Source organism: Paraglaciecola polaris LMG 21857 (assembly GCF_000315055.1).
In the GTDB taxonomy this organism is placed as follows: domain Bacteria; phylum Pseudomonadota; class Gammaproteobacteria; order Enterobacterales; family Alteromonadaceae; genus Paraglaciecola; species Paraglaciecola polaris.
The window spans coordinates 122,234-138,651 of the sequence record NZ_BAER01000044.1; the positions used below are offsets into that span (position 1 = coordinate 122,234).

Sequence of the window (16,418 nt, forward strand, 5' to 3'; positions counted from 1 at the left end):
TGATTTCCATTAAAAGAGATTAAATAAGGCGATTGCCAACGTCAGGCCACATAATGGTACAACAACAGTGAGTGCACCTACCGACCAATATGCCCGCTGGTGTGTCTCGTTACAAATAGCACGAATGACGGTAACCACGTAACCATTGTGGGGCAGTGAGTCTAGCGCGCCTGATGAGATGGAGACCACCCTATGTAACTCTTCAGGATTAACACCTTGGTCGATATAATGCGGGGCTAATAGGGGCAGGGCAATGACTTGCCCACCTGAGGCTGAGCCAGTCAAGCCAGCGATAACACTGATGGCAATGGCAGCACCAACTAACTCATTGCCAGGGATATGTGTCATGACTTCAACTGCCGTTTGAAAGGCCTCGGTTGACTTGGCAATACTGCCAAACCCGACTACGGCTGCGGTATTCCCAATAGCAACTAGGGCGCCTGTCGTACCAGCGCTAATGGCATCTTGCATGTTTAAAAAATAACGGTAATTGATGACCATAAGCGTTAACACGCCACCACTAAGGGCAATGATTAGCGCGAGGTGACCTAGGCTATCATGCAGCGAAAAAGAGAGAATGAGTACCACTAGTAACGGGATCAATCCGGTTATTGGACTAGGCAGGTCTCGGTTGGTCACTTTTGGATCTTGAGCCCAGGGCTCAAACGTTTCGCCATTGGCTAACGCTTTATTGATCATGCGGCGCATCCACCAAAAACCAAAGGTGGCCATAAAGATAGCGACGATCAGACTCACTTCCCAGCCTGCAAAAGGCGAAGTACCTAGATACTTAATGGGGATCCAATTTTGGATTTCAGGAGAGCCAGCAGATGTCATGGTAAAAGTTACCGAGCCAAACGCCAGTGCAGCTGGAATAAAGCGGCGCGGTAAATTAGCGTCTTTAAATAAACTAAGAGCCATGGGATAAACCGAAAATGCCACCACAAAAAGGCTGACGCCACCATACGTTAGGATGGCACAAGCCAAAACGACCGCTGCAACGGCTTGGCTGCGGCCTAATTTAGAAATGATAAAGCGAGCTACCGCGTCAGCTGCACCCGTGTCCTCCATAAATTTACCGAACAAAGAGCCAAGTAAGAACATGAAAAACCAGGATGCAATGAATCCAGAGAAGCCCTGCATATAATTGCTGACAAAATTAATCTCACCGATAAACACCGGTATACCGCTTGTGAGCGCGACAATAAGCGCACATAGGGGGGCGGCAATAAACAGATTCATACCGCGAATAGTTAAGACTATTAACAGCAATAACCCGCCGATTAAACCAAATAAACTGAGCATGTTATCTTCCTTTAAATGAAAACTTGTGACCGCAAGCAAACAAGTAAAGTGATGACTGGAGTCTGAATCAGTGCGATTCGATTGCCCATAGTACTATGGTACTAAGGACGTCAATTCAAAACTCGATTAAGGTATTTACGACCGCAGCAAGCAGACCTCGACAAAACTAAAAACTGCTATTCAAGGACACACTATGAACACACATAGATTTACCCAATCGATTATCGCTGGCGCTGTTGCATCAGTACTGTGTTATCAACCCGCTTTGTTTGCACAAGAAGCAAATAACAGTGTGCAAGCTGAAAAGAAGGGCCTAGAGCGTATTGAAGTTACCGCCCGTAAAACCGTTGAAAGCCTGCAAGAAGTACCGATTTCGGTGACATCTTTAGGGGCAGTTGAGCTCGATGAAAAAGGTATTTCGGTACTGACTGAAATTCAGCAGTTTTCGCCAAATACTACCTTACAAAATAGTCGTGGTACGAATTCGACGCTAACCGCATTTATACGTGGGGTAGGCCAGCAAGACCCACTTTGGGGTTACGAACCAGGGGTAGGGATATACATTGATGATGTTTATGTTGCACGTCCTCAAGGGGCGGTACTGGATTTACTTGATGTAGAACGAATAGAAGTGTTGCGCGGCCCACAAGGTACCTTGTACGGCAAAAATACCATAGGTGGCGCAATTAAATACGTTACCAAGCCGATGAGCGGCGACCCAACCTTGAATATCCAAGGTACTGTGGGTAGCTATTCGCAACGTGATATCAAGCTCACCGGTCAACTGCCATTGATTGAAGACAAACTCTATATCGGCTTTGGTATCGCAGATTTAACCCGTGACGGTTACGGTGAATATTTACAGTCTGCATTAGATGGCCAAGATTTAGAAAATTACAACAAAGACTTGACCGCGGCCCGTATCACCGTGGAATTTACCCCAACGGATGATTTGTTTTTTCGTTTGAGTTGGGACAAAACTGAAGATGACTCAAACGCAAAAGGTGGCTTTCGTTTATTGCCTAGCCGTCTGACCGATGCACCCGTTCCAAACAGTGTATTTGATTCATATACCAGTTTACCAACCGAGAATAACGTCGAGCTTGAAGGTTATAGTTTAACGGCGAATTGGGACGTAAATGATGCTATTAGCTTGAAATACATAGGCGCTCATCGCGAAAGTTACTCTCCGACTAACATTGATTTTGATAATACCGCGATTGATATATTTGATGTTCCGGCTATCTATGAAGATGAAAACGATACCCATGAATTACAACTGGCCTATACCGGTGATGGTTTTAATGCAGTGGGCGGTATTTACTATTATGACGGAGAGTCTTGTGGTCAATTTGAAGCAATTCTGGGCTTTCTTGGGCGTGCCGCGTTCGGAACTCCGGGGTTAACGCGTGAAGTCTCAGGGTGCAATAACAGTGAAAGTATTGCGGCATATGTACAATCTTCAATCGATGTGACCGAGCAATTATCGCTTACTTTAGGCGCGCGTTACACAGATGAAGAAAAACAAGCGACGGTACGGAATGGCCTTGTTTTCGCAAACGTTTACCCTGAATCAAATTGGATCCCAGGCTACGTTCGCCCCGAAGCCGAGTTAGTACCACAAGTATTGGGTACTGATTCAGACGGTGATGGCATACTTGATGCGCCCGCGAAAGAAAGTTGGTCTCGTTTTACCCCGCGCGTGGGCATTGAATATCAAATGAATACTGATGTGATGTTATTCGCCAGTTACTCACAAGGCTTTAAATCGGGTACCTATAACCCAAGAGCAACGATTAATGAGCCCGCAGTGGATCCTGAAGTGGTTGATTCGGTAGAAGTGGGGATCAAAAGTGACTGGAACGATAACCTACGTGCAAACGTGACTTTGTTCGCCCTTGAACATAACGATCGCCAATACATCTCGGTGTTGCCTGTCACGTCCCCAGAAGATTTACAGCAAATATTGGGTAATGTGGGTAAGTCCAAAGCCAAAGGGGTTGAAGCGGAAATCACCTATGCTGCAACAGATGAACTCACCTTTGATTTAGCCCTAGGGTATATCGATGCAGAGTTTGAAGAAGTATTCCAAGAAACCTTAGAAGGAAGAGTCGACGTGGCGGATACTTTCGCTATCGCCAATACTCCTGAATACACGGCAAACATTGCGGCTAATTATCTGCTTAGCACAGACATGGGGGACTTTATTTTCAATGCGAATTATTACTACCGTGACGATTACACAATTACTGAGACATCCAATAGTTTAATTACCCAAGATGGTTATGGTTTAGTTAACTTAAGCGTGTCGTGGCAGAGCGAAGATGGCACTTGGTATGGTGGTCTACATGCTAAAAACCTCACTGACGAGGAATACGTAGTGGGTGGATATCAATTTGTAGTTGAAAACCCAGAAGATCCAACGGGTTATACCGCAGGTACGGGGGGAGACAACACCTTAATAGGCTATTATGGCGACCCCCGCACGGTTAGTTTGACTGTGGGTTACCGTTTTTAATTGACTCTGGCATTGACCCTGGCACTGTCCTTGGTTCGACCTTAACTTGGCTACTATAAATGAGCACTGTGCTTAATCAGCAGTGCTCAGACATCAATAACTTACTGTCTAAATATACAGCTAAAATAAATAATAATAACAATGCCAACATGCTCTCAAAAAGCAGCATGAAATTGGCAGGTTCTAAATCATGTTTGGCAGTGAATACTGCCTTTTTTCTTGTCTGCATTTATCAGCTTCAATTGGTATATTTACACCCCTTTGTCTAAATTCTGCTGACGCTCGTAGTATTTACTACAATCCCTTGACAGTAAATTTTAATTAACTGATAGTCGCAATAGATAATGTTATTAAATATCAACTATCTAGCATCAATCGTTAGATTTCAACCGCGTTATAAATGAGTACTGTACATGCAAGTAAAAGCCATTGTAGCTGATGATCATCCTTTGTTTCGCAGCGCCATGAAGCAAGCCATACAGAGCGTGCTGGGTAATGATATTCTTGAATCAGCCTCATACCAGGAAACCATTGATTTATTGCATCGACATAATGATGTTGAATTGATTTTTTTAGATCTGAATATGCCAGGCAATGACGGCCTGACAGGGTTGGCCATGCTGCGCAGCCATTTTCCCGATGTGCTGGTAGCAATCGTATCTGGTGACGAAAGCCCCACTATGGTGAGAAAAGCCATGGATTTTGGTGCATGTGGGTATATCCCTAAATCGACGCCGCTTCCTGTGATTGCCAGCGCAGTACAACAAATTCTTGAAGGAGAGCAATGGCTGCCAGCGGAATTAATTGATCAGGTACAAAAAATTGAGGGCAGTGAAGAACAAGCGTTTGCCGCCAAACTGACCCAGTTAACGCCCCATCAATTGAAAGTGTTGCAGTTAATGGCAGATGGCTTGTTAAATAAACAAATTGCTTACGAGCTAGGAGTGAGTGAGTCAACGATTAAGCAGCATGTCTCAGCGGTACTTCACAAATTGGGCTTTAATAATCGCACCCAAGCCGGTGTTTTGTTCAAGCAAATGCTTAAAGTCGAGTAAATAGAGCAACACTATTTGCTTCGCTTTTTAACGCATTACTGACGGTTAATGTCAGTAATGTATGAAAGATTGTCAAGCCAGTGCAACTGGACCGCCCAGTCGCACAAATTTAACCTAGTAAGATGCTTAACCTGGCAGTTTTGATTCGTCGCTAATGGATGCTGAATCGTCTGGCTTTTCATGCCCTTTTTCTGGGTTGACTAAACTGACAATTTTCCATTCTGCTTTAGGTTTGACGTTGTTGGATGTGGTAAACATCTGAACGTGATTGTGGGTGTCAATGGCGCACAGTTTGATCGCCCTTTCTTTGTACTGCTCTTTGTAATCATCGTAGGTAAATGAATCTGACAAGCGGGTCGTCTTAATGGTCGCACCCTTAGCAACCAAGCCTGCTAATTTACCGTAAGTGGCATCATCACTGAACAAGCCCAATTTTTTAACATAAGATTCTGACACCTGATGACTTGGACGCTGCTGTTGCTCATTGTTACTAAGGCCCAACACAGTGCCTTTGCCCATTTCATGTTCAAAATGGTAGGTCACCATCGGGTTTAATTGGCGATAGGGTGACATAACCAACACTTTACCAAACATGGATAAATCTAAAGTACGGGCGGCATGTTCTGACATAGGATTACCGAAATAGGTGGGGATACTCTCCATACGCGCCAAGCGCATATTGTTCCAGTTGGTATCGGTAACACGAACTTGCACATCGTGAGTCATAAGCTCTTTGGCAAATAGACGGCTAAATAACCCGCCACCAAAAATAAGAAAGCCATGAGGGGCAGGGGCGCGCATATTGAGTTTTTTGGCAACCGTGACCGACGTTAAACTTTGCAGCACTACTGTGGTGATGATCACTAAAAATACCATGGGGACCAAGAGCTCAGCTTGGGCGTAATCAAGGGCTTCAAGTTTCAATGAAAAAAGCGCGGATACGGCCGCTGCGACTATCCCTCTAGGGGCAATCCAACTGAGTAAGGCGATTTCACGCCAATTTAGTCCAGTGCCTAAAGAAGACAAAAATACGCCGACTGGCCGGGCGATAAATATCAATGCCACCAACACTAAAATGGAGCCCCAACCAACGCTCAGCATAGAATGTATATCGATACGCGAAGCGAGCAAAATGAACAAGCCAGAAATCAATAATACGCTTAACGTTTCTTTGAATTCCAGAATGTCCTCTACGTCTACATTTTTCATATTCGCCAACCACATACCAATGATGGTTACCGTGAGCAACCCTGACTCGTGGGCAATTAAGTTTGAGCCAGCGAACGCGCCTAACATCAGCGTCAGTACCGCGGTATTTTCCAAATAATGAGGAAGCCAGCTATTACGAAGTACCAAACCGAGCAAGTAACCAGTTGCTGCCCCGATGCCCAAACCGACACTCAGGGTCAGGCCAAATGCATATAAGGTATGGCTTAGGGCATCTTGTGTGGAAATAATGTATTCAAATACCAGTACCGCAAGCAGTGCGCCAATGGGGTCGATAACGATCCCTTCCCAGCGCAGTATATTTGACACCTTGCTACTGGGGCGCACCGTTCGTAGCATTGGCACAATAACTGTGGGGCCGGTGACCGTCACTATCGCGCCGAATAAAAAAGCCAATTGCCAAGATATGCCTAAGGCGTAATGTGCAACAGGTGCCGTGACTAGCCAAGTGACTAAGGTGCCAACGGTGCAAAGGTTACGCACCATAGAACCGTGTCCTGCAAGATCGCCAAAACGCAGCGTTAGCGAGCCCTCGAATAAGATAATGGCGACGGATAAAGACACAATAGGAAAAAGTAAATCGCCAAACAGAGAATCGGCATCGATTACCCCGTATACAGGGCCAACTAAAATTCCCACCACCAGTAGGGGTAAAATGGCTGGAAGTTTTACTTTATAGGCAAAATACTGACAGGCAATGGAAATAAGTCCCACTGCCACTAAGGGAATAATAGGGTCGCTCACGTGAAGTCCTTGTAGCAACGAATAAGCTGTAGTGAATGTGATCTGACCACAGGTTGCTTAATAAAAGCAATAATACCTTTGATAGTTTGCCTATTTTACCGGTAATAGCTGTTTTATTAAGCGTTTTAAGGCAATGGGTTTCAAGGGTTTGGGTAAATAGTGTAGCTGTGCATCAATGGCTAACTGACGGATATCTTCATCTTGGCGAGCTGAGTTTAAAATACCAGGTAGTGAAGGAGGGATACGGTTTGTTTCAAGCGTAGAATTTGGCTCTTTTCCCATAGATGATTGATTAACATTCAGCGGAAAGTTTTGCCTAATGGCATGGGCCACATCGATACCTGTTTCACCGTGATCCAATTGATAATCAAGGATCATTAAATCCACCGGTTGCTTGAGCAACGCCAGCGCGCTTTGACAATCGGCAGCGGCAATAACGGTTGCTCCCCAATCAGCTAACAGACGCTGCAGTGCGTCGAGAATTTGCGGCTCGTTATCCACAATCAACACACGTTTATTCAGCAAAGGGAAACTCGCATCTTTACTTATACTCGTTGCTATTTCAGCTTGGGCATAGGGTTTTTTATCTATTGGTACCGCTACATCAAACCAGGTTCCTTTTCCCAGTGTTGAATAAAGCGTAACAGGGTGCCCAAGCAAGGTACTGATGCGCTCAACAATCGTCAAGCCTAAGCCCAAACCTTCGCTAGGATTATTATCCAGTTGATGAAACTCGAGAAAAATTTCTTGCTGTTTATCTTTGGCAATACCCGCACCGGTATCAATAACACAAATTCGAGCTTGTCCTTGTTGGCGCTTAACGCCCACTAAAATACGTCCTTTTACTGTGTAACGAATGGCATTTGACAGTAAGTTTTGAATTATACGTCTTAGCAGTTTTGGATCGGATGTCACCATCAAATCAGTGTCTACATAGGTTACGCGTAACATTTTTTGTTCGGCTAAGACAGAAAACTCATTGATCATGGGCCGTAATATATGACTTAAAGGAAACGTTTGAATATGCGCGGTGAGCGCACCCGATTCCAACCGCGTCATATCGAGTAACATGGTTAACAGGGATTCAGCGTTACTTAAAGAGTCGACCAAATTTGCACTTATTTGCGCCATTTCACCCTTGGGGGCTTTTTGTTTTAACATGGCGGCGAAAAGTGACGCAGCATTAAAAGGTTGCATTAAATCATGCCCAGCAGCGGCCAGGAATTTGGTCTTACTTTCATTGGCATTTTCGGCATCACGACGGGCTTTTTCGAGTTCGCTATTGGCCGTTTGTAATTGCTCAGTGCGCTCTTCTACTCGTGTTTCCAAATTACTTTTGGCTTGCTCTAATTGGTGCTGAATATTAATGTATTCGGTAATGTCACTATAGGTGGTAACGAACCCTCCGCCGGGCAAAGGGCTGCCATTTAATTCAATTACCTGACCGTTTTCTTGGTGACGCACATATTTATATTGGCTACCTGACTGCATAAAATCGACACGTTTGCTTATTTCAGCATGAATGTCTTTGTGTCCGGTATCCGCGTTATGACTAAAAAGCCCGCGTTTCGCGTTAAATTCTAATATTTGATAAATTGACATACCGACCTGTACAAATCCTCTGGGATAATTAAACAGTTGGATATATCGTTGATTCCAAGCAAGTAATTTTAAGTCCCGGTCAAGAACGACGATCCCTTGTTGAATATTCTCTACGGATGATTGCAGGAGCTCGTGGTTAAATTGGAAGGTTTGACTGGCTTCTTCTACCAGCTCTACTAGTTCAGATAATTCTACATCACGTTTTTCGCCAATGGCTGAGAGCAATATTCTAGCACTGGCACTGCCGACTTGGCTGGCCAACTCGCTTTCTACACTCGTCAGTAGTTTAGGGCTGGCATAACCTGATAATTGATTGGGTGATATTTTAGTCAACAGTGCCTGATGACGCTCCGCACCCCATACCTTTTCTGTTATGGCCAACAAATTGGATATTTTGACCGCATGGCCAAACGCTTGAGTATTGTGGGTGACAGCGTCGCCAGAAGCAGGTTGATTACGCAAGCGCTGCATTAATGACACCAATACAAAACAGGCGATATTGGCCCCTAAGCTATACACAAACCCTTGGGCTAATTGTAAGTCGCTGGGGGGGGAGTTGAAATAATAACTGGCAGTAATGCTTGGCCAGAGCAGCCAGTACACCCAGCATAACGCCCCGCACACTAATGCCAGTTGCGCCGCTAAAGCTGTACCGCGTTTCCAATATAACCCTAATATTAAAATAGGAAAAGTTTGCGACAACAGCGCAATGGCAATAACACCACTTTGCACCAAGGATGTAGATTGGCTGATATTCACATGGTAAAAATATGCAACGCCCAACACGACTAATACCGTTGCCCGGCGGATAAATAGGATGCTAGCGGGCTTTAATCTGTGACGCTGCTGGGTACGTAGTTGTAAGGTCAACCACAGTGGAGTGGCTAAGTTATTGGAAATCATTACGCCCATTGCAAGTGTAGCGACAATTATCATGCTGGTTGCGGCAGCTAAGCCGCCAATAAAGGCAATAATGGTGATCCACATATTGCCTGATGCCACAGGTAGCGCCAATGCGTATGTATCTGTGCTGACAAGCCCGCTGGGAAATAACATATGTCCGGCCAACGCAATTGGCAGTACAAATGCGGTCATACCAAGTAAATAAAGAGGAAAAAGCCAGCGCGCCGTACTGATTTCTTTATCACCGTTATTTTCGATAAAGTTGATATGAAATTGGCGAGGCAGACAAAACATGGAGCATACCCCGAGAAGCATTTGGCTAGCGTATACCCAGATGCCAGAGTCTGCGCTAATTGTTTGCTGAGCGCGGGTATCCAATTGGGCCTTGCCCAATAAGTCAAATACCCCGTCAAACAAACTGTAACAAACAAACAAACCCACTATGACTAATGCGGCGAGTTTGACTACGGACTCAAAGGCGACAGTGAGCATTAAACCAGGGTGTTTATCAGTTAAATTAAGGGAGCGTGTACCGAATAAAATAGCAAATAAGGCCATTAATAAGGCAACATAGAACCCTACGCTGTCGGACCATAAATTATCTGTCCCCGTGACGACGCGGATACCACCGGTTACAGCATCGAGCTGCAGCGCGATATAAGGTACGACACCAATAAAACACAACAGAGTCACCAACGCCGCAAGGAAGTGAGATTTGTCATAGCGCAGACTAATAAAGTCCGCTAGGGAGCTGATATTGTGCTGGTGGCATACATTGGCAACGCGGCGGATAACAGGATGTGCAAATAAAAAGACAAAAATGACGCCTATGTATGTGGGAATAAACGCCCAACCGTAATGGGCTGCTTGGGTGGTAGTACCGAAAAAAGCCCAAGAAGTGCAGTGAACGCCTAAGGCGAGACTGTATATGTAGGGATGTTGCTGATTGGCGTTGACTCGTTTGTCACCCCAAAACGCTAATATAAATAAGATCAGCAGATAGGCGACCACAATGGCCATTAAGCTCAGTACGCTAAACATAGATACTCAAATTTATTTTTATATCAGTACTTTATCTTGAACATCCTTTGGGTAAAAGGGGGGATTGAGCCGATCTTGGCTGATAAACTGCAAAATTTAGACACAATTTTTTTAAAACAACAAAAAAAGGCCCTTGAAGAGCTTTAAAGCAACCCCATTAATAGCTGCAATTGAAATTAGCTTTAATGTGACACCAAAGAACGGAGTAAAGAATGAGTAACGAAGATCAAGCTCAAAAAGATGAGGCCCAGCCAATTAATGAAGAAGCCATCCACGCTGACGCTGAACAAGTTGAAGCTTTAGTGGAAGAATTAAGTGTTGAACAAACACGCATTCTTGAGCTTGAAGCGGCCTTAGCAGCATCGGAAGCTACATTAGCGGCACAGAAAGACTCTGTTATGCGCGCCATAGCTGAGGCAGACAATGTCCGTAAGCGTGCTGAAGGCGAAGTCGATAAAGCGCGAAAGTTTGCCCTTGAAAAATTTGCTTCTGAGTTATTACCCGTTGCGGATAACCTTGAGCGAGCGCTGCAAGTAGCTGATAAAGAAAATGAAACACTTAAACCGGTGGTTGAAGGTGTGGAAATCACCCTTAAATCATTTGTTAGCAGCATTGAAAAATTCGGAATGAAAGTCATCGACCCACAGGGCGAGTCTTTTAATCCTGAACAGCATCAGGCTATGTCGATGCAAGAAAACGCAGAATTGCCAGCCAATACGGTTATGGCAGTGATGCAAAAAGGTTACGAGTTAAACGGGCGTTTATTACGTCCCGCTATGGTCATGGTTTCACGCGCCCCTGAAGGCGGTGTGGATACACAAGCTTAATTCGTAAGCAAATATGAAAATAATTCACAAAAATGGGGTGTTTTTTCAGTTAGCTAATTGAAAAAAAATTAAATAACCCCACAAAGTGTACAGGCTTTAATTGAACAAATTTTTGGAGAAAAACTAATGGGTAGAATCATTGGAATCGACTTAGGTACAACAAACTCATGTGTTGCAGTACTTGACGGTGATAAAGCAAAAGTAATTGAAAACGCAGAAGGGGATCGTACAACTCCCTCGATTATCGCATACACCCAAGACGGTGAAACGTTAGTTGGTCAACCAGCAAAACGTCAAGCGATAACCAATCCTCAAAATACCGTATTCGCTATCAAGCGTTTAATCGGCCGTCGCTTTGAAGATAAAGAAGTTCAGCGTGATATTGACATCATGCCGTTCAAAATTATCAAAGCGGATAACGGTGATGCGTGGGTTGAAGCGAAAGATCAGAAATTAGCGCCACCGCAAATTTCTGCTGAAATTTTGAAAAAAATGAAAAAAACCGCCGAAGATTATCTTGGCGAAGAAGTAACAGCTGCGGTTATTACCGTACCTGCATACTTTAACGATTCACAACGTCAAGCGACTAAAGATGCTGGTCGTATCGCGGGTCTTGAAGTTAAACGTATTATCAATGAGCCAACTGCCGCAGCACTTGCATACGGCATGGACAAGAAAAAAGGCGACAGCGTTGTAGCGGTTTACGATTTAGGTGGTGGTACGTTCGATATCTCTATCATTGAAATCGACGAAGCTGACGGCGAGCATACATTCGAAGTATTGGCGACCAATGGTGATACTCACCTAGGTGGTGAAGATTTTGATAACCAAGTTATTAACTATTTGGTTGAAGAGTTTAAGAAAGACTCAGGCATGGATTTACGTAAAGATCCTCTTGCGATGCAGCGTCTTAAAGAAGCCGGTGAGAAAGCAAAAATCGAATTGTCTTCTGCACAACAAACTGAAGTTAATTTACCGTACATCACGGCTGATGCGTCAGGTCCTAAGCACTTAACCATCAAGCTTACTCGTGCAAAACTTGAGTCACTTGTTGAAAAAATGGTTAAAGCAACATTAGGGCCATTAAAACAAGCACTCGCGGATGCTGACTTATCAGTAGGTGACATCAACGATATCATTCTTGTTGGTGGTCAAACACGTATGCCATTGGTACAAAAATACGTAACGGAATTCTTCGGTAAAGAGCCAAGAAAAGACGTTAACCCTGATGAAGCTGTCGCTGTAGGTGCTGCAATTCAAGGTGGAGTATTGTCAGGTGATGTGAAAGACGTATTGCTGCTTGACGTAACTCCTTTGTCTCTTGGTATCGAAACAATGGGCGGCGTAATGACGGCCTTGATCGAGAAAAACACAACGGTACCTACCAAAAAGTCACAAACCTTCTCTACTGCTGAAGATAATCAAGCAGCGGTTACGGTACATGTACTGCAAGGTGAGCGTAAGCAAGCTGCAGGTAACAAATCACTTGGTCAATTCAACCTTGAAGGTATTCGTCCTGCACAGCGCGGCGCACCACAAATTGAAGTGACTTTCGACATCGATGCGGATGGTATTTTGCACGTATCTGCTAAAGATAAAGATACGGATAAAGAGCAGAAAATCACCATTAAAGCTTCTTCTGGCTTGAGTGATGACGAAGTTGAAAAAATGGTACAAGACGCTGAAGCGAACAAAGAAGAAGATAAAAAGTTCGAAGAAATGGTTCAGGCTCGCAACCAAGCTGACGGCCTAATTCACGGTACACGTAAGCAAGTGGAAGAAGCCGGTGACGCCTTGTCAGACGAAGATAAAGCTGAGATCGAAGCGGCAGTTGTTGCACTTGAAGAAGCCGTTAAGTCTGGCGATAAAGAAGCAATGGAAGCGAAAACCCAAGAGCTAATTCAAGCATCAGCGAAATTAATGGAAGTGGCTCAAGCACAGCAAGCTGCTGGCGCTGCGGAAGGACAAGACAGCGAAGCATCTGCTAAGCAAGATGATGACGTTGTTGATGCCGAGTTTGAAGAAGTAAAAGACGACAAAAAGTAATTTTTGTTGACTACATCAGCCCGAACGTCGTGATGACGCAAGGGCAAGCTCGGGCGCATGGATCTATTTCATAGCGCCCGCGTTTGTTTCAAAACCCGGTGTGTCGTTGGCATTGATGACCATGACGCGAAACCAGGTGGCGAGATTGTAATAGAAGAATAGGTAGTCAGTGTGACTGACGACAAATATCAGGATAAACAAGCTATATGTCGAAGCGAGATTATTATGAAGTGCTAGGTGTCGATAAGTCGGCTGCTGAGCGCGATATAAAAAAGGCTTACAAGCGCCTTGCTATGAAATACCACCCGGATAGAACTCAGGGTGACAAAGCTATGGAAGAGAAATTCAAAGAGGTGCAAGAAGCCTATGAAATTCTAACCGACTCGCAAAAACGTGCCGCATATGATCAATATGGTCATGCTGGCGTTGATCCGAATCGAGGACATGGCGGCGGTCAAGGAGCAGGTGATTTTGGCGACATTTTCGGCGATGTATTTGGCGATATTTTTGGCGGTGGCCGTGGCGGCCGTCAATCACGTGCGAGTCGTGGTTCAGACTTACGCTACAACCTTGAGTTAAGTCTTGAGGAAGCGGTACGTGGTAAGAGTGTTGAAATTCGTGTGCCGACATTAGCAGAGTGTGAACCCTGTGACGGCACAGGCGCGAAAAAAGGCTCCAGTGCGAAGACATGTACTACCTGTCATGGGCAAGGGCAAGTTCAGATGCGTCAGGGCTTTTTTGCCGTGCAGCAAGCGTGTCCAACCTGTTCAGGTAAAGGTAAAATCATTTCTGACCCATGTCGTGAATGTCATGGCCAAGGTCGTGTTGAAAAAACCAAGACCTTGTCTGTCAAAGTACCCGCGGGTGTGGACACCGGCGACCGTATTCGCCTGTCAAACGAAGGTGAGGCGGGAGAAAATGGTGCTCCAGCAGGGGATTTATACGTACAAGTTCATGTTAAGCAACATAAAATATTTGAGCGTGATGGCAACAACCTATACTGCGAAGTGCCTTTAAGTTTTACTCGCGCAGCCATAGGCGGTGAAATTGAAGTGCCTACCCTAGAAGGTAAGGTCAAGCTCAAAGTGACCCCTGAGACACAAACGGGTAAAATGTTCCGCTTACGTAACAAAGGCGTTAAATCTGTGCGCAGTGGTAGCGTAGGTGACTTAATCTGCAAAGTGGTTATTGAAACCCCGGTGAATTTAAACAACCGTCAGAAAGAGTTACTCGAAGAGCTTGAAGAGTCCATGGGCAAAGGTAAAGACACAGCGAAAAATCGCCCTAAAGAGAGCGGCTTTTTCGATGGTGTTAAAAAATTCTTTGAAGACCTGACGAATTAAATTGTAAGTATGTTATTCAAAGCCGCTTAATAGCGGCTTTTTTTTGTTTAACTTGTTGCGTTCACTGAGTGTTTAGTTGGTTATATTGTGTAAATTCACGTGTAATTTATAACCTAATTTGCTAGCCTGTTGGCGCTGCCTTTGTTGCATTAACGTTAAATATTTCAAAGACCTATGTTATCCATTTGAGTCTATTGTTAAGAGGCGTTAGGCGCCTAGTGTGGGCGATACCATTCAGGCAGGCTTATGACGAACATTGTTATCTTTTATGACGACATTGTTCACCAAAAACCACGTTTTAAACTTAGACACCGATAATCGCGAGGGACTATGAACAAATTATTAGTAAGTGCTTTGGCTAGCACTATTTTACTTACTGGTGGCGTTACCGCTCAGGAAGCTAACTCAGAGAAACAAGCTAAGAGTGCGATACAATTTAGGCAGGCTTTGTTGCAACTAGTACGCAGCAACGTAGGTGCACTAGGGGCGATGGCGAAAGGCGCGATTCCTATGGACACGCAAACGATTGAAACCAATGCGACACGTATCGAGCAACTGTCCTTAATGATGGATGATTACTTCGCGTTAGATACAAGAGCATTTGATGTGGATACAGCCGCGTTACCAAAAATTTGGCAAAATCGTGCTGATTTTGCCACTAAAATTGATGCATTGACTGAAGCGTCACAAGGATTAAAGGCTGTGGCCATGAACGGTGACGAAAGTGCCTACAAAGCAGCTATCGGTGGTGTTTTACGTTCATGCAAAGGCTGCCATGACAGCTACAAAGCTGAGTAATTCATAGATGTTTTTAAATAAGGCGCTTAGGCGCCTTTTTAATGCGTAACAGACGTCTCTGTATAGCAACAGATCCCTTGGATTTAATAATCGTGTTTAGGGATGATTCGTACTTAAAGTAGTCAAATTGGTTAAATTTCCTGTTAATCGTAAAAATATCGGTAATTTTCTTTATATTTGAACTTGATCCAGTTAACTTGAGCGCCATATTCAGCCCTAGCTATCCATTTAACTCGATATATTGGTATTTATAACGTGACGTTAAGTAAAACTGACTTATACAAAGAAGTTGCCCAACAAGCACAGGCCTTAATGGCCGGTGAAAAAGATCTGATCGCAAATTTAGCTAACGTGAGTGCACTTTTATATATGCGCTTACCTACATTAAATTGGGCGGGTTTCTATTTGTTGAAAGAGCAAGAATTGGTGTTAGGGCCGTTCCAAGGCAAGCCTGCCTGTATTCGAATTCCTTTAGGACGCGGCGTATGTGGCACCGCGGCTGAAACCGGACTCGCTCAATGTATTTATGATGTACATGAGTTTGCTGGTCACATTGCGTGTGATGCTGAGTCGAATTCTGAAGCCGTATTACCCGTTTTTAAAAACGGAAAATTACTCGGCGTGATGGATCTTGATAGCCCCCATACGGGAAGGTTTGATCAAGAAGATATGACCGGCCTACAAAACTTGGTCAATATATTGCAGGATGCAATTGCATGAAAAGTTCGATAGATATTCATGTGACACTCGCTACCCTAGACGATATGGAGTTTTGGGAGGATAATGCCGAAGAAGCGATGGATCGCTTTAATGCTCTGTTGCATATGTTGTATGACAGAGCAGATGAAGATATTGACACCGTCAGTTTAGAAAATATGATCCAATATATATGGGAAAACTGGCGTAACGATAGTCATTTACTTGACATAGACGATGATGATTTATTCGACTGGGTTGACCAACTATTGTCAACTTGGGATGATGAACGTCAAGAACCCCGCTAACTAAA

The 16,418-nt window shown here is 44.3% G+C and carries 11 protein-coding genes; 8 read left to right on the forward strand and 3 right to left on the reverse strand.

Annotation, left to right across the window (positions count from 1 at the left end; translation table 11 throughout):
• Positions 1-9: 9 nt before the first annotated feature.
• Positions 10-1,305: a GntP family permease gene (locus tag GPLA_RS08815; protein ID WP_007104532.1), complete on the reverse strand. Its 1,296-nt coding sequence runs from the start codon at positions 1,303-1,305 to the stop codon at positions 10-12.
• A gap of 193 nt (positions 1,306-1,498) precedes the next feature.
• Between GPLA_RS08815 and GPLA_RS08820 the strand changes: the two genes are divergently transcribed.
• Positions 1,499-3,823 (forward strand): TonB-dependent receptor, encoded by a 2,325-nt coding sequence (locus tag GPLA_RS08820; protein ID WP_007104533.1) that lies wholly within the window; start codon positions 1,499-1,501, stop codon positions 3,821-3,823.
• Positions 3,824-4,236: 413 nt separating this feature from the next.
• Entirely contained in the window at positions 4,237-4,878 is a 642-nt protein-coding gene (locus GPLA_RS08825; RefSeq protein ID WP_007104535.1) for a response regulator, read from the forward strand.
• Between the two features lie 126 nt (positions 4,879-5,004).
• On the opposite strand, the gene GPLA_RS08830 is transcribed toward GPLA_RS08825, so the two are convergent.
• On the reverse strand, positions 5,005-6,849 hold the full coding sequence (locus GPLA_RS08830) for a cation:proton antiporter (protein WP_007104536.1): 1,845 nt from the start codon (positions 6,847-6,849) through the stop codon (positions 5,005-5,007).
• A 90-nt stretch (positions 6,850-6,939) separates the two neighbouring features.
• Positions 6,940-10,395, reverse strand: coding sequence for a PAS domain-containing hybrid sensor histidine kinase/response regulator (locus GPLA_RS08835; protein WP_007104537.1), 3,456 nt, complete (start codon positions 10,393-10,395; stop codon positions 6,940-6,942).
• 212 nt (positions 10,396-10,607) lie between these two features.
• Between GPLA_RS08835 and grpE the strand changes: the two genes are divergently transcribed.
• From grpE to GPLA_RS08865, 6 genes are all read left to right on the forward strand, one after another.
• Positions 10,608-11,222 carry a nucleotide exchange factor GrpE gene (gene grpE, locus GPLA_RS08840; RefSeq protein ID WP_007104538.1) on the forward strand — a complete coding sequence of 205 codons (615 nt, stop codon included), beginning with the start codon at positions 10,608-10,610 and terminating at the stop codon, positions 11,220-11,222.
• 126 nt (positions 11,223-11,348) lie between these two features.
• Positions 11,349-13,268, forward strand: a complete 1,920-nt coding sequence (gene dnaK, locus GPLA_RS08845) for a molecular chaperone DnaK (RefSeq protein ID WP_007104539.1) — start codon at positions 11,349-11,351, stop codon at positions 13,266-13,268.
• 206 nt (positions 13,269-13,474) lie between these two features.
• Positions 13,475-14,611: a molecular chaperone DnaJ gene (dnaJ, locus tag GPLA_RS08850; protein WP_007104541.1), complete on the forward strand. Its 1,137-nt coding sequence runs from the start codon at positions 13,475-13,477 to the stop codon at positions 14,609-14,611.
• A 330-nt stretch (positions 14,612-14,941) separates the two neighbouring features.
• Complete coding sequence (locus GPLA_RS08855) at positions 14,942-15,409, forward strand: c-type cytochrome (RefSeq protein WP_007104542.1); 468 nt, start codon at positions 14,942-14,944, stop codon at positions 15,407-15,409.
• Positions 15,410-15,664: 255 nt separating this feature from the next.
• Entirely contained in the window at positions 15,665-16,129 is a 465-nt protein-coding gene (locus tag GPLA_RS08860; protein ID WP_007104543.1) for a GAF domain-containing protein, read from the forward strand.
• Entirely contained in the window at positions 16,126-16,413 is a 288-nt protein-coding gene (locus GPLA_RS08865) for a hypothetical protein (protein WP_007104544.1), read from the forward strand. The genes GPLA_RS08860 and GPLA_RS08865 overlap by 4 nt, the downstream gene beginning before the upstream one ends.
• Positions 16,414-16,418 lie beyond the last annotated feature (5 nt).

Bases quoted from the DNA above. Each gene is read 5' to 3' on its own strand.
- GPLA_RS08820 (WP_007104533.1), top strand. From the start codon at position 1,499: ATGAACACACATAGATTTACCCAATCGATTATCGCTGGCGCTGTTGCA.
- GPLA_RS08815 (WP_007104532.1), bottom strand. From the start codon at position 1,305: ATGCTCAGTTTATTTGGTTTAATCGGCGGGTTATTGCTGTTAATAGTC.
- GPLA_RS08825 (WP_007104535.1), top strand. From the start codon at position 4,237: ATGCAAGTAAAAGCCATTGTAGCTGATGATCATCCTTTGTTTCGCAGC.
- dnaJ (WP_007104541.1), top strand. From the start codon at position 13,475: ATGTCGAAGCGAGATTATTATGAAGTGCTAGGTGTCGATAAGTCGGCT.
- grpE (WP_007104538.1), top strand. From the start codon at position 10,608: ATGAGTAACGAAGATCAAGCTCAAAAAGATGAGGCCCAGCCAATTAAT.
- GPLA_RS08865 (WP_007104544.1), top strand. From the start codon at position 16,126: ATGAAAAGTTCGATAGATATTCATGTGACACTCGCTACCCTAGACGAT.
- dnaK (WP_007104539.1), top strand. From the start codon at position 11,349: ATGGGTAGAATCATTGGAATCGACTTAGGTACAACAAACTCATGTGTT.
- GPLA_RS08835 (WP_007104537.1), bottom strand. From the start codon at position 10,395: ATGTTTAGCGTACTGAGCTTAATGGCCATTGTGGTCGCCTATCTGCTG.
- GPLA_RS08855 (WP_007104542.1), top strand. From the start codon at position 14,942: ATGAACAAATTATTAGTAAGTGCTTTGGCTAGCACTATTTTACTTACT.